Annotated in this window: 18 protein-coding genes; 5 read left to right on the forward strand and 13 right to left on the reverse strand. The window is 65.2% G+C overall.

Going from position 1 to position 22160, the window contains the following annotated elements:
* The first annotated feature begins 255 nt into the window (after positions 1–255).
* Positions 256–621 carry a hypothetical protein gene (locus tag NGR01S_RS21350; RefSeq protein ID WP_063039567.1) on the forward strand — a complete coding sequence of 122 codons (366 nt, stop codon included), beginning with the start codon at positions 256–258 and terminating at the stop codon, positions 619–621.
* 200 nt (positions 622–821) lie between these two features.
* Here NGR01S_RS21350 and NGR01S_RS21355 read toward each other — a convergent pair whose 3' ends face one another.
* The 7 genes from NGR01S_RS21355 to NGR01S_RS21385 form a co-directional block, all read right to left on the reverse strand.
* The gene (locus NGR01S_RS21355) at positions 822–1142 is read right to left on the reverse strand and encodes a hypothetical protein (RefSeq protein ID WP_157107372.1); all 321 of its coding nucleotides are present in this window, start codon (positions 1140–1142) and stop codon (positions 822–824) included.
* Positions 1132–2286: a DUF6973 domain-containing protein gene (locus NGR01S_RS32010; RefSeq protein WP_218020808.1), complete on the reverse strand. Its 1155-nt coding sequence runs from the start codon at positions 2284–2286 to the stop codon at positions 1132–1134. Before NGR01S_RS32010 ends, NGR01S_RS21355 begins: the two co-directional genes overlap by 11 nt.
* Before the next feature lie 155 nt (positions 2287–2441).
* On the reverse strand, positions 2442–4769 hold the full coding sequence (locus NGR01S_RS21365; RefSeq protein ID WP_063039572.1) for an N-6 DNA methylase: 2328 nt from the start codon (positions 4767–4769) through the stop codon (positions 2442–2444).
* Positions 4770–5591: 822 nt separating this feature from the next.
* Positions 5592–6713 (reverse strand): XRE family transcriptional regulator, encoded by a 1122-nt coding sequence (locus tag NGR01S_RS21375; protein ID WP_063039576.1) that lies wholly within the window; start codon positions 6711–6713, stop codon positions 5592–5594.
* A complete protein-coding gene (locus NGR01S_RS21380; RefSeq protein ID WP_063039578.1) occupies positions 6706–7395 on the reverse strand; it encodes a hypothetical protein in 690 nt (229 codons plus the stop codon). Before NGR01S_RS21380 ends, NGR01S_RS21375 begins: the two co-directional genes overlap by 8 nt.
* A gap of 286 nt (positions 7396–7681) precedes the next feature.
* Positions 7682–7888, reverse strand: a complete 207-nt coding sequence (locus NGR01S_RS31125) for a hypothetical protein (RefSeq protein ID WP_157107373.1) — start codon at positions 7886–7888, stop codon at positions 7682–7684.
* Entirely contained in the window at positions 7885–8280 is a 396-nt protein-coding gene (locus tag NGR01S_RS21385; RefSeq protein ID WP_174551730.1) for a DNA-directed RNA polymerase subunit beta, read from the reverse strand. Before NGR01S_RS21385 ends, NGR01S_RS31125 begins: the two co-directional genes overlap by 4 nt.
* A 127-nt stretch (positions 8281–8407) precedes the next feature.
* Here NGR01S_RS21385 and NGR01S_RS21390 point away from each other — a divergent pair, with 127 nt between their 5' ends.
* Positions 8408–8866: a helix-turn-helix domain-containing protein gene (locus NGR01S_RS21390; protein WP_218020809.1), complete on the forward strand. Its 459-nt coding sequence runs from the start codon at positions 8408–8410 to the stop codon at positions 8864–8866.
* A 63-nt stretch (positions 8867–8929) separates the two neighbouring features.
* Positions 8930–9943 (forward strand): DUF3039 domain-containing protein, encoded by a 1014-nt coding sequence (locus NGR01S_RS32015; protein ID WP_063039582.1) that lies wholly within the window; start codon positions 8930–8932, stop codon positions 9941–9943.
* A 99-nt stretch (positions 9944–10042) separates the two neighbouring features.
* On the opposite strand, the gene NGR01S_RS31130 is transcribed toward NGR01S_RS32015, so the two are convergent.
* From NGR01S_RS31130 to pglZ, 4 genes are all read right to left on the reverse strand, one after another.
* A complete protein-coding gene (locus NGR01S_RS31130) occupies positions 10043–10636 on the reverse strand; it encodes a hypothetical protein (RefSeq protein WP_157107374.1) in 594 nt (197 codons plus the stop codon).
* A gap of 539 nt (positions 10637–11175) precedes the next feature.
* Positions 11176–13275: a DEAD/DEAH box helicase gene (locus tag NGR01S_RS21400; protein WP_063039584.1), complete on the reverse strand. Its 2100-nt coding sequence runs from the start codon at positions 13273–13275 to the stop codon at positions 11176–11178.
* Positions 13276–14571, reverse strand: coding sequence for a BREX system ATP-binding protein BrxD (gene brxD, locus NGR01S_RS21405; protein WP_063039586.1), 1296 nt, complete (start codon positions 14569–14571; stop codon positions 13276–13278).
* A complete protein-coding gene (gene pglZ, locus NGR01S_RS21410; RefSeq protein WP_063039588.1) occupies positions 14568–17357 on the reverse strand; it encodes a BREX-2 system phosphatase PglZ in 2790 nt (929 codons plus the stop codon). The genes brxD and pglZ overlap by 4 nt, the downstream gene beginning before the upstream one ends.
* Between pglZ and NGR01S_RS21415 the strand changes: the two genes are divergently transcribed.
* Together NGR01S_RS21415 and NGR01S_RS21420 are read left to right on the forward strand one after the other, a co-directional pair.
* A complete protein-coding gene (locus tag NGR01S_RS21415) occupies positions 17305–18108 on the forward strand; it encodes an aminoglycoside phosphotransferase family protein (protein WP_169811944.1) in 804 nt (267 codons plus the stop codon). The genes pglZ and NGR01S_RS21415 overlap by 53 nt on opposite strands.
* A 378-nt stretch (positions 18109–18486) precedes the next feature.
* Positions 18487–19959 (forward strand): AAA family ATPase, encoded by a 1473-nt coding sequence (locus NGR01S_RS21420; RefSeq protein ID WP_063039592.1) that lies wholly within the window; start codon positions 18487–18489, stop codon positions 19957–19959.
* A gap of 10 nt (positions 19960–19969) precedes the next feature.
* Here the strand turns inward: NGR01S_RS21420 and NGR01S_RS21425 are convergent, their stop codons facing one another.
* Together NGR01S_RS21425 and NGR01S_RS21430 are read right to left on the reverse strand one after the other, a co-directional pair.
* The gene (locus NGR01S_RS21425) at positions 19970–21472 is read right to left on the reverse strand and encodes a plasmid pRiA4b ORF-3 family protein (protein WP_157107375.1); all 1503 of its coding nucleotides are present in this window, start codon (positions 21470–21472) and stop codon (positions 19970–19972) included.
* 146 nt (positions 21473–21618) lie between these two features.
* On the reverse strand, positions 21619–22155 hold the full coding sequence (locus NGR01S_RS21430; RefSeq protein WP_218020810.1) for a Fic/DOC family protein: 537 nt from the start codon (positions 22153–22155) through the stop codon (positions 21619–21621).
* Positions 22156–22160 lie beyond the last annotated feature (5 nt).

Here is a 22160-nt window from a genome sequence, read left to right on the forward strand (position 1 = left end):
ACGCGGTGGCGGCGGTCGATTCGAGAGTCGGACGGCAACTCCTTCGAGCCGACGATATGGGGGAGGACGGAAAGCGGGTCTACCTGCGCAGGAGGGGCAGGCGAGGAAGGCCGGATCATCGGCGAGCGCGGTTTGTGGCTTGCTCCGACCGATACCCGAAAGCGAGCATTACACCGGCCGATACGACATTATGGTCGCGGATCTGACTACTCAGGTCACACACTCGTCGTCGACTGATCAGGAATCTGCGCGCATATGTTGAAGAAATCGACCCGCACCGTGCTCGGCAGCGTCATTGCCGCGCAACTCATTGTCGGTTCAGTGGGCGTCGCGGCGGCCGAGCCCGCCCCGGCGCCCGCGCCGGTCGCGCCGGTGCAAGCACCCGATGCCGCGGGGTCCGGGGCGGTGACGCCCATCGCGGCGTGCATGGCGCCCGGCGACTCCATCGAACTCCGGGCCGGCCTGGGCGCCCTGCTCGGGACCGGGAGCGGCGCGATCGCAGGGCTGCCCCTCGCCATTGTTGGGGCCATCCCGCTCGGGATCATCGGCGGCGTGATCGGCGCCATGGTCGGCTCGACCACCTACGCCCAGGACGCCTGGCGGGCTCCGAAGGGCTGCTGATCGGACGGGGCCGCGGGGTCAGCCCTTGACGGGGCAGGTGGCGTCGAGCCAATCGGTGAACGAAGGTCCGCCGATTCGGGCGTGCGCCCGGCCACCGACCCGCGGTCCTCCGGCAGCGCCCGATACACACCAGCTACGGTCGCGGCGCCGACGATCTCGCCGCGGTCGATCATCCGCTTCGTCGAGCGGAACCCACCGGATCATTTCGGCCTCGTTGATATTCGGCCGTGGAAGACGAGGATATTTCCCTGTTGCATGAACGTCTCGTCCATGTCGATCTTGCCCCCGACCTGGCGCTCGACGTAGTCGCGGGAGACCGGCTGATGCGACACATAAACGGAGTCCCAATCGCCGCCGGTCAGCTCGTGGAGGCTGACCGACCCACCATTCTGGCGGAGGTCGGCCAGTTGGGTCGACAGTGTCCGATCTTCTTCCAAGGCAACCCCTTCATCATCGGAACACGCAGTCAGCGTCAGCGCAGCGCATACGAACAACGTGAGCAGTACCGTCTTAGCTGTCATACGTGCCGTAACTTTCGCCGTCGCTTCCCGGGTTGTACCCGCCCGAGGTGAACTCCGTGTCGGTGGGCGGAGGTTTGGTGCCGCCTGTCGCCGGTGGCCCTTCGACACGGCCCGTCTCACCGAGGGCGACCTGGTCGCTCGGCGTCAGCATACCGTCCGGTCCGACGACTACCATGTCCCCACGGAGAACAGCTTCTTTGACGTATGTGGCCAATTCTTCGGGGCTTGCGTCGGGATGTTCGGCGGCGATTCTGCGCCCCACCGCATTGTTGTGAAGGTCCATCGCTTCGGCGGACGCCGCATTGGTGTTCACTCCCTCGTGGGCGTTGGTGTACTCCTGTGCGAACTCTGGTCCGAACCGGTTGACCAGCATCGCGTTCCAGTAGGCGTGCCGGAACGCGTCCGAGTGTCCATCGGTGATTCCCGCGCTGTCGAACACGTTCTCCGACTCGTGAATCGCGGTCTTGTAGATGCCGTAGGCATCGCGAGCACCCATGAGCCCGAGATCGTCCAGTAGACGCGCTTCCTCGGCTGTCATCTTCTGGCTACCGAATGGCCAGCTGAGTGGTGGTTTCGGCCAGGTCGTCATGCCATCAGGGTCGACGGGGACGTTGAACCGAGCGAGGAGGTCGTCGTGGAACAGCTTGGCGAGTGTTTGTCGCCGATTGTTGGTCGATTGCTCGTCGATGAAGTTTCCTGATCCGAGCGGGTCACCTGCCGCGCGTATCAGACCCGCCTGGTGCAGGATGTCGATCTGAAGCCGGGAGACCTCTTGGACCAGCGCATCGTATGCGACCCGGATCGCATCCTGATGGGTCTTGACCTGTGTCTCGTCAATTCCGTGCACGGTCCAGTCGTCGTCGATGCGGAGACCCGCTTCTACTGCGTCGTCGACCTTGCCGCGGAGTACGCCGCGAAGAGAAGTCGGGTCGGTTGCCGCGTTCTTGATGATCCCAGGCACGTCGGAGATTTCGTAGTAGACGCGACGGGATTGGTCGTGGTCTTCGGATATGCGCTCGTACGCTGCGTTGTAGGCGGCTCCCTGCCAATGGGTTCCGGCGTCGGTGAAGTAGTTGCGGGTGCTGTCGATGGCCTGCATCGCCTGCTCGTTGATGGTGTTCAGAGCGTCGGCCCAGTCGTTCATGGCTGCGAGGTCCTAGCGCTCCAGCTGGGATTTCGAAATCTTCATCAGCTCTGCGCAGGCTTGAAGTCGAGTTCGTTCATTCTGGTCGCGAACCCTTCATCGGTCATACTCATGTCGTTCGCGCATGCTCGCGTCGCTCCGGCGACAGCCCGCATCTATTCGAACAGGTATAACTGTTCGAATGTACTCCGGCGGTCGACTTTGGCTGCGCCGGAGAGAAGCCCAGCGGCCACCGCGGTTCGGTAGGCCGCGCATTGTGTCGCTGCATCTTGGTACGCCTGTGCTCGATGGTCGCATTCTTGCAACACTGTGGCGATGGCTCGCTGCTGTTCGGTTGGCGGATATTCGATCTCGAAGCGGCCGAGGTCGCCGGTGCTGATCGACGGAACGGAGTTGACCGCGGCCCGGGACCGGATGCGCAGCCGAATATCGTCGGATAGGAGCCATTCCAAGAGGTACTCCGGGGCCAGTGCATCGTGATTCTTGATCCGCAGTCGGATTACGTTGGTGGCGAAGTAAGACCGGTGGTGCATGTCTGTCACGAGCGCCGCAGCGCCGACCTGACCCACGCGGACGAAGAGGATGTCGTTCTCGTGTACCTCGAAATCGGCGAGCCGATTCGCCATCTCCGGGGATATCCGACTGTCGTCGTTCTCGGGGACTTCTAGTCGGCGGGAATGGATATGCTTGGCTTTCAACACCTGAAATACTGAATCCGGTTCGTATTTGATGCCATAGGTATTGGAGGGGCCGGCCTTGATTTCGCAGAGGTCGGAAAGCCGCGCTCGGAACCATTTGTCCGCGACCGGTGACACATCCAGCGCTCGTGGATTGGACAGAGTACGAGAAATAGGCGGGTGAAAGGGTGCGCTGGTCGAGGAGTCGATCGCCTCGATCGCCCGCGCCATCGCGTTGGTGTACCGGCCGATCGTCTGCCAGCGGGCGTCAGCATCTGTGGGTGCCGACTGCAGGTAGTCATCGGGAACCAGTGAGTGCTTGGCTTCACGGATCGTCTCGATGGGAACCGAGATCGCACGTCCGCCGTGTTCGACGACAGCCGCAACGCCTTCCTTCAACCTTTCTGGGGTATTGACGAGTTCGGCGATCTGTGCCGTGTCGACCAGCCGCGGCAGAGAGCCGGGAGTGGCCTGCAGCATCGAACGAACGTCGGCGAAGACAACTGGGCGTGGCGTTTTCGACGGGGGACGCAGCACCCAGATAGCGGCGTCTACCGAGGAGGCCGGGAAGATCTGCGCCGGAAGCCGGATGACGGCGTGAACGGCGCCTTGTTCGAGCATCTCCTTCCTGTTCTCGCGCTCGTACCGATTGTTGGTGCCGCCTGCCGCCGCAGGCAGCAGGACTGCCGCTCTTCCTTTCGCGGCGAGGACCTTGACCGCCGTGTGAACCCAAGCGAGATTTCCGCTGTGTGGAGGAGTTGCGAACGGCCAAGTGGTGCCTGAGCTGTCCAGAAAGGTCTCGTTGAACGGCGGGTTGACCACGACGGCGTCGTAAGGTCCGCGGAGGCGATACTGCCAGGGCAGTTTGTCCTCGACTTGTATATCGGAAACACAGCCGTGCACGGCGAGGTTCAGGCCGGCACGGCGTGCGGCATCGGTTCGGCGGCCGATCGCCCGCAACTGTACCGGCGTTGCCCCTTTTCGCCCCAGAACTGCCAACGGTAGTTCGCCCAGGCGTGTGTAGGGGTCGAGGACGGTGTTCACCGAGTTCCCGGGCGGCGTAACGCACCTTGCCATGAGTCTCGCGACTTCCGCAGGCGTGCGATAGTCGTGGCTGGTGGCGGTTTGAGCCTTCGGGAGTTGATCGAGCAGCCTGTCGAATCCGGGCTTCCCGGCTCGGCTTGCGTTGTCGATCAGGGCGATAACGTCGGATGTCCGGGCTTTCCGCAATCTGCCGAAGACTTCCACGGCCCCGACCGGCAGTCCGTGCAAACGCAGTGCGGCATCAACGGCTTCCGCGACGACGCCCAGCAGCACGGTCGGACGATCCGCGCTCGCGTGTGGCTGGATTTCGTCGGTGAGGCGCTGCCAATGCTGTTCGGAGCAGATCCAGGTGAACACGAGCAGTAGACCGGCATCGAGGTAGTCGATATCGCTTATACCGGCATCCCGGAAACGCCTGGGCAGCCCGGTGCGAAGAAACTGGCGCGCGGCTTGACTCGCTTGCCCGTCCCCGGCATCGCGGCAGGTTCGCGTGGGAACGCCTTCGCCGAGCGCACGTTGCAACCGGTCACCGTAGGTTGCGCCGTCGAGTTCCGCGGGAGTGCGGTAGGCCGCGGGTATCAGCCGTTTGCCGAGCCAGTCAATGACGGCGCCGGACGCGTAACTGCCGGATTCATCAGGGGTGGGAAAGTCCGGATGGCGCCTGCGCCAGTTACTGCAGGTCGCGGTACTTACGCCGATCTTCTCGGCAATCTCGGAAAGTCGCAGGTGGATTGTGGTGAAGTTCCAGGTCGGCGTTGTCATGAGTCCTCGTGCTCGGCGGTTGTTCGGGGAAGCCGGTGGGCATCGACTCCGGTGCGGTTATCGGAAGGGCCAGGACAGGAAATTGTGCGCGATCACCGCCATCCAGAGCAGACCGCTGATGAGGGCCAACAGCTGTAGGGTTTTCTTCCATCCCCAGTGCTCGCTGCTGAACCTCGTGAAGAAGCGGTCTACGACGTCGATCCAGGTATCGGGTTTATCGGTGATCCGGACATGCGCGAGACATGTGGCGGTCCGGCATCGGGGACAGGGCTCGGTATCGCTGTGCGACGCCTCAGACCCTCCGGTCGGCGCCGACGTTGCCGGGAGGTTGGTCGCCGGATCTGGTTCTACGGACATAACGCCTCACTGGGTGGGGTCTCGGATTCGATGCCGCCGACTCTATAGCAACGCATCAACTCAGTCTTAATGTCAGTTGTCAATATTCGCACTAGACCTGTTTGTGAAATCTGGACCAAATCACCCCGAAAGCTGACTATAACTGCAGGTAATGAGCCCTTTTGGTAGCTTGTGTGGAAGGTCTTCGTACCCGCGTCGGTGGCATGCGCAGTGATACTGCTCGACTAGCCCGATTGGCGGTCGACGCTACCCGAGACTGCAGGAAATCGGCCGGTTGGTCGTCGCGCGGGAGTACGGTAAGCCATTCGTACGCTGACCCGAAGCGGACTCCGAAGCTCAGGGTTCCCCGGCCTGTGCCCGGCGCTCGAGTGCGGGCTGGACTCGGCTGTGGTCAGGGATTCCCAGTCCGGACGGGCACTTCGATATCTTCGGTTTCCCGCTATCCGAAGGCATCCGGGCCGACCGCTATTCGCTACCGACGAGGCGCAGGACTGGCCGCTGATCGGCCTCGCCGAGTAGGTCGCGGACTTGGCCCGGGCTGATTCTGAGGGCTTCGGCGAGGGCGGGGATACCAGCGCCGTGGTCTCCTGCGAGCTCCGCGGCCTTCTTCAGAAGCGTCGGTACCTCTCCCGGGTACGCGCTCGATGGGTCGGCATGCGGGTCGTTGACCATTGTGAGGCGCTGGTAGGCCCGCCGGGCCGACGACTCGGTGGTGCGCCCGCGCTCGACCATCCTGCGAACCAGTGAATGCGGCGAGACACCCCACGTCCTGCCCAGCCGATCGAGGGCAGCCAAGTCGAGGCGCTGTGGGAGGGCAGCATCCATCGAGGCCGCCGGGGTGAGGAAAGCAGCGGCGAACTCGTCGGCCTCCTTCTCGATGGTCGCGCCGTGCTCACCGGGGCCGGGGTGCAGCAGGAGATGGCCGATTTCATGCGCGATCGAGAACCGATGCTTGAACACGTTCTCGGTCCGCCGTGGCGTTGTCACGATGATGGGCCGGTCCACGAGCAGGGCCGAGAAGGCGTCCACCGCGTCGATCTCACCGAGTGGGCGCACCGCCACGACGATGCCGCGGGACTCGGCCGTAGCAACCAAGTGCTTGACCGGGCCATCTGGCAGACTCCAGTGTCGGCGAAGGAGCTCAGCGGCCTCCGCCGGTGCAGTGCCGGGCCGGACCACGGGAAGGTCCGCTGCGGGGAGCTTGACGTGCCGCTCCAACGCGAACGTCAGTTCCCACACGAGCGTCGCCGTGGCCAGTGCTTTCTGGCGGTCGCTCACGCGCGCCGACCGCAAGCTTCGGAAGTGCGCGTTCACGGTGTCGATGCGGACCAGAGGGCGTCCGATAGAGAAAAAGCTCGGACGAACCTCCAGTACCTTCGCCAGGAGTTCGAGCACGTCGGGACGGGGCGCGTTGACTCCGGCCTCGTACTGGCCGATCGCGGCGGCCGATACGCCTACCTGGCCGGCCAAGTCCGACTTGGTTATCGAGCGGAAGACACGGGCCTGGGTCAGCCGCGCGGGCTCGAAGCGGCCGTGCATCTGCCCTGAGCCGGCCGGGGCGAACAGGCTCGGGGTGTCGTCACCCATTCGGATCCGTTTCCTCCTGTTCGCGCGGTTCGACGACGGGGCTGACCGGAGTGCCGCTATCGAACGATTCGACGTCGAATGCCACATCGGCACTGACGAGCTCCGGTTCCCAGATGCACTCCTGGCCGCTCAGCTGGACGTTATCAGCGTCGTCCAGCACGGCGACTGCCCACTCGATCGACTGCAAGTGACGGGGAGTCGACCAGACCATGACGAGTACGACCGGCATCGTATCGTGAACGGTCTCGTATATGGCCTCTGTCTCGCTCGTCGCGGGACTGTCCTCAGCCGACTCGACCGCGTCAGCGAAACGGGGCTCGAACAGCATCGGTGGAGGCGGCTCGGCAGCGAAGCCGGCCTTGCGTGTCGGACTCGCGGCGAACTTGCTCACCGCATTCGGGTTGTCCGGGACGCGCCAGACGTAAACCAGGCAGCCGTTGATAACCGGGATCTTGTGACCCCCCGGAGTCAGCTTGTACGACTGGAAGCCGATTTTCGTCGCCGCTTCGTGGAAGTCCTCCAACAGGTCTCGCCACTGAGTACTGAATCCGAGCGTGTACCGCGACCCTGAGATCTGGTGCCCCTCGGCAAACCGATCGTGCCTGGACCGCACGACTTCGACGAGCAGGGAACGGACGCCGGGAGCGTGGGGCCCGAGAGCGTCGACTGGTGAGGAAACCATCGTGGACCTCCTGAATCCGCGTCCGAAGCCACGGATTCGGCCTGGACGCGACTTCATTATTTCACGCCAATCGCGCGCATCTGCTTCAGTTATCTGATCCGGGGTACGTTGCCCTTGCGTGACCAGGCGGGTCCGGTCGACGGCAATCCTTGCTGGACTATGGATGTCGTGGACGTCCTCGATATGCCGACCCTCCGAACGCAGGGCCGCGGCTATGGCTGGGTCTCAATGTCGTACTGCTTCGCGAAAGGCTCACCGGTACGAGCGGCAAACCGAACCTTTCGGCTCAGCGGTGTAGATAAAGGCGTTCGTTGGGGAGGCGGGGTAGACCTGCGGGCGGGCCGGGGACGATGGCGGCGGCGTCGGGGTGGTGGGTGCGCCATTCGTGGGCGAAGTGGTGGGCTGCGGTGTGGCAGGCGGCGTAGTCGAGGCGGAGGTCGTGGAGGTGGATGCTGAGGTGGAGGTCGGGCTCCTCGGGGCGGGGTGAGGTCATGGGCGTGGTCCGTGGGTGGGGGTGGCCAGCCAGCCGGTGCGGGCGGTGCAGGCGCGGACGGCGTCGAGGACCGTGTGACCGGAGGGCCGGAACGGGTTGCGGGGCAGGTGTATCCATCGGCGGAATTGTTCGTCGATATCGGCGGGGGAGGGGAGGGCGATAGTGGCGCCGGGGCGGGTGAGGCAGATGTCGTGGCGGAACATCTCGGCGAACAGGGCGGTGTCGTCGGGGAGGTCGGGGCGGATGAGGAAGGCCCAGCGGCCGGTGCGCGGATGAGTGAGGGCGGGTGCGGTGCATCCGATGGCGCCGCGGCGGTGGCTGTGCTGGATGTCGGTGTGGACGGCGCGGCCGTACAGCAGCCCCTGGGCCGGCTCCGGACGGTTCAGGTTCATCGCCATCGCTCCTGGATGTCGGCGAGTGCCGGTGTTCGAGTTCACCGCGGCAGGGTTGTTGCTGATCATTTTGCGTTGACGCTGTACTCCGAGCCGCGTAGTGTCATTTGTGACATCTGTATCGTCTGTGACATCAGATCAGGCCGAACTGAAGGATGAGGAGGTCGCCGTGGCTGCCGGGATACGCGAGGTTAGCGCGACGGGTGCCCCGGCTGAACAGCTGGCCGCCCTGCAATCGTTGATCGATACCCTCGGTCCCTCTGAACTGCGAGAAGCGCTTCGTATGGTTACCGACAGTGTCGCGTCGGGCGATGGGGTGAACGTCGCAGTGTTCGGTGACACTGCAACCTGCACGCCCGCCGACGCGGCGACGCGGCTCGGCATGAGTCGCACCCACCTCTACAAGCTGCTCGACAAAGGAGTCCTGCCCTATCACAACGTCGGCCGCGACCGCCGCCTCTACGTGAAGGACGTCTTCGATTTCGCGGCTGCTCGCGATCGTGACCGCCACGAGCTCGCCGAACGTTTTGCACGTATGGACCAGGACAACAATGCCGCGCTCGAAGAACTGATGGATGAACTGTAGAACGCACAAAGGTTGCGGGGCACTGGGTTTACGCGGTGCCCCGCAGCTGTGCAAAATGGCGTGATGGAACACAACCGGCGAGCGCGACCCACCGTCCGATTGCTGGCCGAAGACCTGCACGCCAACTGGGAAGACCCTCATTACACGCGTGCGATCGCCGACGGCCGATGGGACACGATCCAGCCTCTCGGCGAGCTACCGCACCCGCTACTGCGGAAAGCTGCAGCGATGTACGGCCCCGATCCCCGGCAGGATCCGGCGCCCCGTCTGATCGGTTGTTCGGGTGATCTCCGACTCCAGGAACTCCGTAATGCCCAATGGCGAGCAGGTATCTGGACCGATCCCGCAACCGGCGTCCGCTGGGTGGTGACCGCCGGACTGGCCAAGGGCGACCACCAGGATGACGACGACTTCTACAAACTCCTCGGGCGGCAGGTCGCAAGGCCGGATCGGGGGTCGTCCTTGCTGCCCACTTCACAGGATTTCACCCTGCTGAAGCGAGAGACTGCTGCCTGGGCACTCACGAGGTGGCACCTCGATATCCAGAATCGTATTGCCGCGGCATTGCGCGGCATTCGGTCGACACGGACAGTGGTAGTCGAACTCCCTCAGACTCCGTCCAGACAACCCTCCAGGATCGGACGGGTCGAGATCGAGTTCGACGATATTCCCGACGCTGGAACTCCGCGTGAGGAATTTACGCTCACCTTCGAACTGGAGCCGGCGCACGAGGCGAGCAGGTGGGGTTGGCTCGCGATGGAGCGTGTTCTGATTTGCGTCGCACCACCCGTACAGGATTGGGATCGATATCGGAACCACGCCTGGGTTATCTGCGAGGTCGGCCACCTCGATCGACAAGGCTGGTGCATCGACGCCGCGGATAGTCGGTCGGAGCTTCTGTCCGCCGAACAAGGCGCGGTGGGGCACTACACGCATTCGGCCCATATCGCCGAGGCCAGCGTGAACGGTACAGCAATCCGGGCGATGTGCGGGGTCGTTTTTGTTCCGATGCGCGATCCCGACCAGCTGCCGGTATGCCCGCGCTGTGCGGAGCAATTCGCGACTCTTCCGAGTTGATCTCGACGGAGCGGAGACCGCGGCGGTAGTCGGACATTTTCGGCGCGGCAGCATCGGGAAACCGGTCGCGAACTGGCGTGAGCCCGATGGGCCGGCCACCTATAAGCCGATTTGAATAGTCCCTGGACCGTTCACCAAGGTTTCCAATTGACTGAGGGCTTGGCCTGCCAGGAAGGAAATGATCAGGAATCCCCCGAACCGTGATAGCGTCTGATTGCACGCCAGCTTCCACCATGAGGGTCCGGTCGCCGGCACCTCGCCGGCAGCGACACGGCATATTCCCCACCGTGCGACCATCCAGGCCGCGATGAAAGCAAATGTCGCTGCGAAGTTCAGCAGGGAATGAGCGTGTTGGCCGCGCCATACGGCAGCGCCCACCAGAACCAGTCCGGAAAGGGCCAGCGCCAGGACCAACCTGGTCGCCTGAATGGCCTGTGCCAACTGCTCATTGACTGCTGTGCGGGCCGATGGGCCGGCCGGCACCCGCCAGATCGCACGTAGATCGAGGGCGCCGGCCGCCTGGAGTTGATCGCGCAGCTTCCTGAGATCACCTCGGCGAAATGACCACCAGTCGCGCCAGAATTTCGCGACAGCCCGGGGCGGACGGGCGAATCCTCGATGGTACAGCAAAGACCTGGTTTGCGATTCGTCACGAACGAAGCCCTTCCCGCGAATGTCATCTCGCTCGACCAACGAGCCATTTCGCTTCGTTTGCCAACGCAACCGGCCGTCTACGGCCTCCCCTCCGCTGCGCTGCTGCCCAGGTCTGTGCTGGTAGCAGCGTCGCCATTCGCCCCGTACCGAACGCCGGCAGGGGACCCCGTCGCGGGTGCCGGTGTAGTCGCATGTCACCCGCCACACCCGACCTCGCGACCACCACACCATAGTGGCGAGTACCGCCATGAAGACAGGGAAAATGCAGGCGATCGTAATCGGCCAGGGAACCCCCATGGGCTCACTTTGTCGAGGAAGTTGGCGAGCAGTTCGAGCAGTCGTACCAGGTGATTGAAGACCTCGCCCATGCATCGAGGCTACCGAGCGCGTGATCGACGCCGCATCGCTTTCGTCCGGTTGCTAGTGGCCAAATGCCTATGCACACAATGAGTTTCGACCGACTGATGCTGGCTGAGGGTTTGCTCCACCGCGGTATATGACTGATTTGGCGGCGGCCGTCGGTCAATACCGTGCGGCCTGAACCGGTTCTCGGGGCGACAGCTGTTCAGGCCGACAGATCATTTGGTACTCGCTACCTTTGTTCGCTCTGCGAGGGCGGATCGTGCACGGGACGTGTCGGACATGCGGGCGGTGAGGGTGGCGTGGGCGAGACCTTTGGGAAGGGCGGCCGAGAACTTCAAACCCTGAAGCGCATTGCTGTCGACCTCGGGCTGCGGGCCGCCGCCGACGGACCGCAGCCTGGACAGGCCCGCCCGGATATCCGCGACCGTTAGGTCAGGGTGGAGACGTAGCGATTCGGCGCCGATCCGCTGCCGGGTCGGTACCAGGTCGGTTGCCCAGGCTGCCAGCGTGCGATTCACTTTGCTGCCGGCCCAGGTCCACCAGTGCCAATCCTCCCGCCGATTGCGGACGATCAGGAATGCCCCGTCCGCGACGTGTTCGGCGCGGACCAGCCGCTGGTCGGCGAGGGTCGCCGCGGCCCGTTTCGTCAGGGTGACGCCGGTGGGGAGGGCGCCGAGTAGAACGTCTCTGACACCGCGGGTGATCGCGAACGAGGCGCCGTCCGGGACCGAACTCCATTTTGCGCGGCCCGGGATGTCGGTGGTTTCGACGTAGACCTGGCGGCGTTTCCAGTCGATATGGGTGACTTGCCAGGATCGGCCGGCGAGCAGCAGGATTCGTGGGTCTTCGATGGGGTCGGTGAGGACGGCGGTGCCGACGGTGCCGATTTCCTGGCGTCCGGCGAATACCGTGAACTCCGGGGCGGCGGTGAAGACGGCGAGTAGATCCATGAAATGGCGCCGTCCGAAGTGTTTCTCGGCTTCGGGTCCGATGAAGGCGCTGCCGGCGTCGTATTCCAGGAACCCTTCGGTGAGCAGGTGGTCGAAGATTTCCTGTCCGTCGGTGCCGAACAGTGGCAGTGCTCCCCACGCGCTCTGCCACCCGCTCAGGGGTACGCGGCGGGTTTGTAACGCTGCGGCGAGTATCTGCTGTGCGGCGATATGCCGGGGTTCCGGGGTCGGCACAACGGGCTCGACCCAGCCCGAGGACCAGCACTGGAGCATTCCGAGTATGTCGAGGACGGCTTGATCGGTGATTCCGAGGAAGAGGCAATTACGGGTCGTTTCGGGCCGGCGTCCGGTGCGGCCGAGGCGTTGCAAGAACGAGGAGACGGTTCGTGGAGCGTTGATTTGGATGACGCGGTCCAAATCGCCGACGTCGATGCCCAGCTCGAGAGTGGAGGTGGCGACGATGACGCAGTCGCGTGTCTCGGCGAACGCCTGTTCCGATTCTCTGCGCTCGGCGGCGGACAGCGACGAGTGCGAGACGAACGTGGTGATCGCGCGTTGTCGGAGCTGGGCGCCGAGTTCTTCGGCGAGACGGCGGGAGTCGACGAAGACCAGGCGCTTTTCGCCTGCGTGCAGAGCGGCGATGACCTTGGCGGCGTTTTCCACGCTACCGACGGAATCGACGGTGATATCAGGGGTGACGGCGCTGCCGGGTACCGCGGGGGACACGACCCGGCCGGGTCCGGTAGCACCGCCCTGCAGCCAGCCGAGCAGTTCGTCCGGGTTGCCGACCGTGGCGGACATACCGACCCGCTGCAGCCGCCTGCCCAGCAGTGTTTCCAGCCGGGCGAGGACCGCGAGCAGGTGCCAGCCGCGGTCGTCTCCGGCGAAGGCGTGTACTTCGTCGACCACCACCGCGTGGAGCCCGTTGAGCAGTTCCCCGGCGTCGACGCTTTCGGAGACGAGCATCGATTCCAGCGACTCGGGGGTGGTGAGCAGGATATCGGGCCGGTCGCGCTTGATCCGCCCACGCACCGACTGGCTTACGTCGCCGTGCCAGGTCATCGCCGAGCGGCCGAGCCATTCGGCGTACTCGGCGAGGCGTGGCTGCAGGTTGTTGAGCAGTGCCTTGAGCGGGCAGATGTAGAGCACCGATATGCCGGTCCAGCGTTCCGACTGCATGCGGGTGAGCAGCGGGAACATCGCGGCTTCGGTTTTGCCGCCGGCGGTGGGCGCGAGCAGGATCGCGTCCGATCCGTTGAGGACAGGGGTGACCGCTTCGTCCTGGAGCGTGCGCAGGCCGGGCCAGCCCAGCGTGTTGACGATGTGGTGCTGGAGGCCGGGATCGAGCTTGTCGAATCCCGTCACCTAGAGCTCCACATCGTCGGCGTCGACCGCGGCGCGCTCGGTATCGGTGAGTTCTGTTTTCGTGACGGTGAGCGCGTAATGCTGTCGCGGATCGAAATCGGGGAATTGGTCTACCCGGTCGAGAACGTCCAGAATGAGCTTCTTCAGGAAGAGTCTCGGTGAGATGCCCACTTGCCCACCGAGTTTCCCGGCGACGGCCGATGCGAGGTCGCGCAGGTAGGCGTCGTCGACGTGAGCGCGGATTCGATCGGGCGCAGCCGCGCCGTCTGCGTAGACCGTCCGGACACGCATACCGACCTCGACCAGCCGGTCGAGGTCGAAGCCGGCGAGCCGGATCTGCGGTGCGCGGGGATTGTCGAACCGGGCGTCGGTGGTGAAATCGGTGTGCAGCCGCTGCGCGAGTGGGGGGAGCGACTGGATGCCGAGCCGGCCGTCGAAGAACGCCGGTGTGCCGGTGATGAGCAAGTACAGCCCGGGATAGCGCCCGGAGTCCAGTTCGTCGATCCATTGGCGGAGCGCATTGAGGGCTTTGGCGCGACTGTCCGAGCGCATGCGCTGCAGGGTTTCGACTTCATCGATCACCAGCAGCAGGCCGGGGTGCCGCGCACCCGCCAGAACCGCGAGCAGTCCCTGCAGGAAACCCATTGCCAGGAAATGATCGACGTCTTGGCGCACACCGGCCGCTCGTTTCGCGGCAGCCCCGACATGCGGCTGCCCGCCGAGCCATGCGACCAGCGCATCGGCTGTGGCGGCATCCCCTTCGGCGAGCGCGGCACGATAGGCACGCAGCACCATCGGATACACCGGTGTTGCGGCGGCGACAGTGGTGAGCCGCTGTTCGAGCAATGCATCGACCTGCTCGGCCGTCGCCTCCTCGGCGCCGGCCGCGGTGGCGGCATCCTCCTCTACTCCGAACAGCCAGGCGTCGAGCACGTTACGGAAGGCCGACGGGGGGAATGCCGCAGTCCGCAGTGATTCGGTGGTGCGCCGATATACGGTTTCGAGTTTGTGTAGCGGTGTTTCGAGTTCGCTGATCTGCACCTCGGCGACCGCCAGCCCGCGGCGCATCGCCCGCTGCTGCATCCATCGGGCGAAGAATGTCTTGCCGGACCCGTAGTCACCGCGTACGGCCTTGAACATGGACGCACCGGCGGCGACGGCATCGAGGTCTTCGTCGACGGTGGCGGCGAACCGGTCGATCCCGACCGCGAGGACGTCGAGGCTGCCGGACGGGACGGTGCCTTGCCGGAGTGCCTGCAGGATCTCGCGCCGACGGACAGGTGACAGCGTCGTCACGCCATCACCCCGTACTGTTCGAACATCAACGCGGCTTCGAGTTCGACTTCGGATCCGTTGTCGGAGAGCACCACGACGCCGTCGGTGTTGAGCACCTGGGCGAGGACGGCGACGGCGGCGCGGGCGCGGGTCGGTTTGACTTCGAGGAGCTCCGCGGCCCGGCCGAACGGCAGGCGCCCGTTGTTATCGATCAATTCCTGCAACAGTCGGCCGATCACCGGTTTCTGGAACTTCGGTTTGAACAGCTGGTATTGCTGTTTGAAGAGATCACCGGCCAGCAGTGCGCCGATACGGTCCTGGATGACGGGGACCGGTTTCGCCGGTTCGGCCGGACCTCCCAGGTCGAACAATGCGTCGGCGGGCACGGCCGGTTTCGCCGGGGCGGCCGGCTTCGGTCGAGGGGCGGGTTTGCGTTCGGTCCGAACCGGCACCGGCTCGGGAGCCGGCCGGGCCGGATGCCACCACACGGGCTGTGGGGGTGGTACGACTTCCAGCTCGAGATGCTGCGGTAGCGCACCGTTGACGAGGATCGTCACGGGAATCACCGCTTCGGCCGGTGCGGCGCCGCCATGGTAACCGGCGCGGAGGCCGGTGTAACGCACTTGTTCGTCCACGGCGAGGATCGCGTGCTGGTTGCCGGCGAGCACCCGCTCGCCGGTGACGAACACTTCGTCGTCGTGTGCGTCTTCCGCGTTGGTCCGGTAGCGGGCGGAGATCTGTTGCCCACGCTGGACACCCGGTTGCTCACGTCGTTCGACCACATGTCCGTGGTCGCTCACCAGGACGACGGTCCGGCCGACGGCCGCGGCGGCGGTGAGCAGTGGGTCGAGGTGTTTGAAACTCGAAGTGCGCCAAATCGTTCCGATCGGGTCGGAGCGGTCCAGGGCGTCGTCGATATCGTTGAGCACGCAGGCCACGACCGGCCTGCGCTCGATATCACCGACCGCGTCCCGGACCCCATCGGCGAGCGAGTTGGTCCGGGTGACCAGGTCCATCTCGGCCTTGTGGAACAACACGGGACCCGCGGCTTTGAAGCCGTTGCGCCGCAACCAGTTCGCGAAACCGGCCCGCTCCTTGTCCTGACCGCCTTCGGCGAGCGCCCCGGTTAGCAGCGAGCACCGGGAGAACCGGGTGACGGTCGGTAGCGCCGCGAGCGCGGCGTGGAGTCCGTCGGTACCGGCGATCCGGCATTCCTGCCATTGCGGCCGATGCCGCCGGAGGGCATCCGCGACCACTTCGTTGGACACCGCCGCGCTCATACCGTCCGCGATCACGAGCAGAACGGGCGAGGCTTTCGGACCTCCGGAGAAACCGCCGACCAAGCCGGCGGTCGGGCCGGGGGGCGGCGCGGTGAGCGGTTTGACGATGCGATCCAGAACATCCTCGACACAGAGCAGATCGCCCGACACCGGGCGGTGGACGCCTTCGGCACGCAGCTGTTCCGCGAACGCACGGTCGATCTTCCCTCGCGCGGCGCGCACCGCGGTGACGATCCGGTGCGCGGCCTCGGCGAGGCGGCCGTCATCGGCGCCCACGAAGGCATCGTTCACCGCATCATCCACCCACGACAGATCCTGCCGGTAGTAGGTGAGCCAGTCGGTGAGCCCGCCGGGCGCAACCCAGTCGAGACCTCGCCGGCGCAACAACCGGAGCGCGGCAGCACCTACCCGGACATCGCGCGGGGCGTCCGGACTTCCGTCGTGGGCGGCGCGATGCGCGACCACATCCGCCCACGCGTTCTCGGCCGCGGCGAGGTTGCCGGAATCGACGGCCTCGGAGAGCGCCGCGGCGAAATGCGCAATCCGCGGCGCCAAAGCCATGGGCAGCACATCTGAGCGTGCTACCAGCGGTTCGGCACGCAACCGGCGGACGGCATCCTCGGCCCGGCGCAGTACCCCGTCGGGCACATCGGTGCCGGTCACTGCGAGCGCGGCGGCGTTACCCCACTGCGTGAGTTGCTGTTCGGTGAGGGTGTGTCCACTGAGCTCCACCTCGAGCAGCGTGCGGACCTTGATCATGGTGTCGCGCGGAGCGGGGAACGACGCATCGGTGTCGCCGAGCAGCGCGGCGACCAGGCCCAGCGGTACGAGGTCGGCTGGGCCGCCTGCCCGCCAAACCGTCACGAATGTCGGCCCGAGGGTGCCCAGCCGGTTGGCGATCCAGGTGTAGAACTGTTCGAGCAGCGCGGGATCGGTGTCCTGCCGCCATACTTCGAACCGCGCGGTCGCCGCCGCGTCCATCGACCACAGCGCGATGTGGTGCGGGGTGTATTCGGCGGGTTGCAGGCCGAACTTCTGCCGTGACAGTTCCGCGAAGAGGTGATCGTTGGTGAGTACGCCGCGGGGCGCGGGCTTGTCCACCTCGTCCAGATCGCGCAGTGCCGCCCGGGCGGCGCCGTTGTTGAGCGAGAGCAGATGGAACTCCTGCCGCGACGCTCGGAACAGTTCCCGCAGCGCCGGCCAGGGATCCAGATTCGACAATCGTCCGGCGACGAGGTGCTCTAGAACCCCGACAGGCAGTTCGGCGGCTTCGCGATCGGTGAGGATCACGACCCAGTCGACGCCGTCCCGATGCCGTTCGGTGAGTGCATCGCGGACAGCGAGCACGCTCGGCGCCGTGCGCACCCGCACCGTCTGCCCGTCGTGTTCGAACGCTTCGGGGCCGGACCAGGCCGGCACCGCCGCGATCGCCACCACACCGCGCGGATAGTTCTTACTGCGGAGCTCGGCGATTTTGCTCCGCACCGCCGAGAGATCCGCTTCGGGCAGGGCCGCTGCCGCGGTCACGGCTCGTTCCTGTCGATCGGTACTGAAAATTCCCGTCGACCAGGAATCCGGGGCCACCGAGACGGCGATGCTCAATCGCTGGTCGGCCTCGGGTGCGACACCGGGAATTCTGCACTTCGATCAAGACTCGGGCGTCTTCCTGATGTCCCGCATCGTGCCGGGTGAGATTGCCTGGCCCGTGCACGGCGCCGGTGATTCGGCGCAGTTCGGTGAGCTGCTGAGCAGGCTCAACGCTCCGGGACTGCCCGAACCGCCGGAGCTCAAGGACCTAGCCGATATAGCGTGGATGCGGATCGGTTGGGCGCGCGAACGTTTCGCGGACAAGCGCTATGCCGACGCTATGGAACGTTTCGGTGCTGCAACTCGTCTCGCAAGGGCAGAGAAGCTGCTGGAGGTACTGCTCAGCACTACTACCGAGCGTCATGTGCTACATGCGAACCTGCAGGCGAAGAACATCCTCCAAGGCCCGGGGAGGTGGTACACGATCGACCCACTCGGCGCGGTCGGGGATATCAATGCCGAGGCGGGCTTATGGGTTGCGCTCCAAGACGGGCCGGAGTCGATTCCGGAGCGGCTGAGCGAGCTTTGCGCGCATCCCATGCTCGATGAAAACAGGCTCTACGCCTGGACATATGTGTTGGCTGTCGCCGAGTATCGCTCCTACCTCCCGGCGTCTGGCGATCGGATCGTGGCATTCGTCCAGGCGGTGGATCCCGCGGAGCTGACAAATCGTGTGCAGCCGGCTCGGTGAAGCCCGCGGTTTCGGTGCCGGCGAGCCGACTCACCTATGTGAATTCTGATCGACTGGTGGTCTTGGGTTCGTCGAGGAATCGTTTCAGATCGCGGATCGCTTCGTGGAAGGTCTCGCGGCTACCCGCAGTTCAGTTCAGGCCGCGATTGCTGCAGTGTGCGATGCTGCGGCCGGGGAAAGCGCAGCGCCGAACGCCCCACAGTGCTGATCGACTAGGTGCGGGCCGCAGTGGAGAAGCAGATTCGATCCCGGCGCCGCCGAGACAATCAGCAGGTGGTGTGAATCGGGGTGAGATCCTGCCGCAGCGACGCGAGCTGATCCACGACAGTCCGGACTATTATAACTCCACCTATAATAGATCGAGTTATAATAGATCTCATGCTGAAGCCCGAGACCATGTTCGATCGCGAGCACGAGTGGTCGGAGCTGACCCGATTTGCCACCTACCCTGGGCCGCAGCCAGCGCTGGGGATCGTTTCGGGTCGTCGCCGGCAAGGAAAGACCTTCCTCCTCGACGCGGTATGCGAGGCAACCGGCGGGTTCTACTTCGCGGCCACCGAGGCCACCGAACCCGAGTCGCTGCACCAGCTCGGTAGCGCTCTGGCGCGGTATCTCGGCGAGCCGGTGCCGCGCCGGTTCGCCGGGTGGCCGGAGGCAATCGAGACAATCATGACCCTGGGCGCTGGTGACCGGCCCCTGACAGTGGTCCTCGACGAGTTTCCTTACCTGGCCAAGGCGTCACCCGAGCTGCCGTCGTTGATCCAGCGCGCATTCGATCCGGCCGGTCGGCGCCACGCCGGCGCCATCCGCCTGTTGCTGTGCGGTTCGGCCCAGTCGTTCATGAGCAAGTTGCTCGTCGGGAGCGCCCCGTTGCGGGGACGCGCAAGCCTGGAGCTTGTCGTGCCGACCCTCGACTACCGGCTGGCGCGGGAGTTCTGGGAGATCGACGACCTGTCGCTGGCGTTCCTGGTGAACGCCGTGGTGGGGGGTACGCCGGCTTACCGGCGCGAATACACGCTCGGTGACACTCCCGCCGACCGCGAGGATTTCGGCCCGTGGGTGGTCCGCAATGTGCTGAACTCATCGAGGCCGCTGTTCCGGGAATCGCGGTTCCTGCTGGCGGAAGAGCCCGAACTGCGGGAAAGTGCGCTCTATCACGGTGTTCTCGCGGCGATTGCCGAGGGCAACAACACCCGGGGCGGGATTGCGAGCTTCCTCGCCCGCAAGTCCACCGATCTCGGGCACCCGCTTACCGTCCTGGAAGGCGTCGGCTTGATCGCGCGCGAACAGGATGCCTTCCACGCCCGCCGGTCCACTTACCGGATCACCGAGCCGCTGCTGACCTTCTATTACGCGATCATGCGCTCGGAATGGAGCGACCTCGAACGCCCGGGGCACGCGACAGAGGTGTGGGAGCGCTCCGGGCCCACCTTCACAAGTCAAGTACTCGGTCCACATTTCGAGCAGTTGTCGCGTACGTGGTGCCGGTGGTATGCGGCCCCGAACACCGTGGGAGGCCGGCGCACCCATGTGCTTTCCGGAGTTCTGCCCGACCCCGCGGGTAAGACCGGCCATCAGTTGGACGTCGTAGTGTTCGGGCGGGACGCCGGTGGTGCGGAACGGATCCTCGCGATCGGTGAGGCGAAGAACCATGCGGTCGTCGGGGAGAAGCAGGTCAACCGGCTCGACCGGATCCGGGATCTGCTGGTTCAGCGCGATCCCCGCGCGTCGCGGCAGACCAAACTGCTGCTCTTCACCAGATACGACTTCACCGCCGAACTGCGCGCCTTGGCCGATTCCCGCGACGATGTGGAACTGGTCGACCTCGAGCGGTTGTATCGGGGCGACTGACCCCTGACGACTACAGCAATCGGGCCAGAACCGCCCGGGCGAACGGTTCGGTGGCCAGGCTCGCGTCGGGGGAGCGCAGGCCGGTCGGTTCCAGGACATATCTGATACCGCGGAGGAGTTCGATCACCGAATGCGCCGTCACCGGGGAACCGTCGCTGTGGCACCAGCCCATATTGTCGAGGATCTCGGCGACGGCGGACTCGGCGTCGCCGGCCGCGAGCGCCAGGAAGTAGAGAATGCCGGTGTCGTGGCGGGCCTTTCCCTTCAGCATCGCCGGGACCCGTTCCGCGAGAAACATCCACAGCTGGATCGGGTCGCCATCGATCGCGCGCGCTTTGGCTGTCAGGTTGAGCCGCCCGCGATACTTGCGCAGCAAGCCGACCTGTTGCGCCGCCTGCCGCAGGTTCGCGATCGGCGGGGTGAGATCCTCGCGATTCCCTTTCCCGATCCACCGTTCGCCCAGGTCGAGGTCGGTAAAGACCGCGGCCACCGTGGTGGGTGGCAGATAGCCGGCCGACGTGAGGGCGACGCCGTCGGGCCCGATCTGGTCCAGCAGGCATGCGTAAGGCCGGACGGCTCGAGCTGCAGTGCCGGCATCGACGGTGGCGGGCCGGTCCAGCGCGGCGTCGGTGATCAGCGCCCGCAGCTGCCGTTTGCCGCGGACCGTGCCGGTCGCCCGGAGTATCTCGGCGAGTGCGGGCGGGATCGCCTGCGCGTCATCGGCACCGGCGCTGCCGGTGCGCGAGCCGGTGCCGAGTTCTGCCAGCGCCGCATTGATCTCATCGAGATCGAATGGCACCGGGGCATAGGAGTCGAGGTCGAAATGCTCGCCGTACCACTCACGCACTTCGGCCAGGGCCTGCTGGTGTCGGCGATGGCCGGGATCGCAGGCCGCAGTGAACAACTCGTATCCCGGAATTCCGCCGCAGTCCTCCGCCGGGGAAGGCTGCCGGCCGGCCGTGCAGCGGGCCCGCGGCGCATCATCCGCCCGCGGCAGCACCGCCTCCAGCTTCAGCACGTGCATCCAGTCGTCGCCGAAGTCGTACCAGTACGACATCGCGTCACCGGCATAGACGAGCACCTCGTCGAGCCGCACCTGCTCCTCCGGTACGCCGGGATCGCCCTCTTCCACCTGGTATGGGCACAGATACAGTTCGGCGTCGTCCGCGAAATGATCGCCGGAACTCGCAAACTGATGCAGGTGGCAGTCGTACCAATGGAAGCTTGCCTGGATCACCTCGTGCAACTCGTCGAGGAACATATCCGAGGCCACTTCCACCCGCCGCCACGCGGGCGGCTTCGCATGCAGCAGGTCGATACGAATCCGGTAGGTCACCGGCGTCGAGCGCCGAAGCCGCCGTGCACTCGGCACGTCGCGGGGTGCCGCCGGTCCCGGCGCTCCGAGTTGCCCGGCGATATCGGCGACCAGTTCACCGAACAACCTGTTGACCGCCGCCGGTGGCATCGCGGCCGAGATCTCGTCGAGGTCGGGTGCGGGGTCGTTGTCGGTCATGGCCGACACCGTACGGAATTCCCGCGAAGCAGGCGCATCGGAGATCGGTATCCGGCATGTTGACAAGGCGCGGAACCGGAGCAGTGAAGTAGCTCCGTCACCGGCTGACGAGCGCCGAGACAGCAACGAATGACGTGCGTATCGGGCTACTCCGGCTGGACCAGTCGGTCGAGTAGGCCGCGCAGCGGCCTGTTGTCGCCGACCAGCGAGAGTCTCGACGCTGTGGCGTTCTCCACCGGATCGAGTAGGGACCAATCGATCGGGTGGCCGGCTTGGCGGGCGAGTTGGCCGAAGAATGCACGCTGAGCGCGGCCGTTGCCTTCGCGGAACGGGTGGATCGCGTTGACTTCGGCCAGGAAATGGGTGAGGCGGTCGACGAATACTTGTCGGGTTGCTCCGCGGAGAAAATTCTCGGTCGCAAGCTGTCCGAACACCTGCGCGGCATAGGAGTCGATATGGGACGGCAGGCAGAAGGGTTCTGTGCGTGCGATGCCGATGGTTCGGACTTCTCCCGCCCAGGGGTAGATATCGCCGAAGATCTCGAGGTGGGATGCGCACAGGTGTCGTAGATCGTAGCCGCCCGGAAGTATGCGGATTCGCAGGTCGGCCAGCGCCGCGTAGGTGAGGTCGGCCTCGGCGCGGCGTAGCTTCTCTTCGTCGGTGATGCCGAGGCGGTTTCTCAATACAC

The organism is Nocardia grenadensis NBRC 108939 (genome assembly GCF_001613445.1).
In the GTDB taxonomy this organism is placed as follows: Bacteria; Actinomycetota; Actinomycetes; order Mycobacteriales; family Mycobacteriaceae; genus Nocardia; species Nocardia grenadensis.

Coding starts and splice junctions, on each gene's coding strand:
- NGR01S_RS31125 (WP_157107373.1), bottom strand. CDS start 7,888: ATGACCTCACCCCGCCCCGAGGAGCCCGACCTCCACCTCAGCATCCAC.
- NGR01S_RS21355 (WP_157107372.1), bottom strand. CDS start 1,142: ATGACAGCTAAGACGGTACTGCTCACGTTGTTCGTATGCGCTGCGCTG.
- NGR01S_RS32010 (WP_218020808.1), bottom strand. CDS start 2,286: ATGAACGACTGGGCCGACGCTCTGAACACCATCAACGAGCAGGCGATG.
- NGR01S_RS21385 (WP_174551730.1), bottom strand. CDS start 8,280: ATGAACCTGAACCGTCCGGAGCCGGCCCAGGGGCTGCTGTACGGCCGC.
- NGR01S_RS21375 (WP_063039576.1), bottom strand. CDS start 6,713: ATGGGTGACGACACCCCGAGCCTGTTCGCCCCGGCCGGCTCAGGGCAG.
- NGR01S_RS21380 (WP_063039578.1), bottom strand. CDS start 7,395: ATGGTTTCCTCACCAGTCGACGCTCTCGGGCCCCACGCTCCCGGCGTC.
- NGR01S_RS21350 (WP_063039567.1), top strand. CDS start 256: ATGTTGAAGAAATCGACCCGCACCGTGCTCGGCAGCGTCATTGCCGCG.
- NGR01S_RS21420 (WP_063039592.1), top strand. CDS start 18,487: ATGCTGAAGCCCGAGACCATGTTCGATCGCGAGCACGAGTGGTCGGAG.
- NGR01S_RS32015 (WP_063039582.1), top strand. CDS start 8,930: ATGGAACACAACCGGCGAGCGCGACCCACCGTCCGATTGCTGGCCGAA.
- NGR01S_RS21365 (WP_063039572.1), bottom strand. CDS start 4,769: ATGACAACGCCGACCTGGAACTTCACCACAATCCACCTGCGACTTTCC.
- NGR01S_RS21425 (WP_157107375.1), bottom strand. CDS start 21,472: ATGACCGACAACGACCCCGCACCCGACCTCGACGAGATCTCGGCCGCG.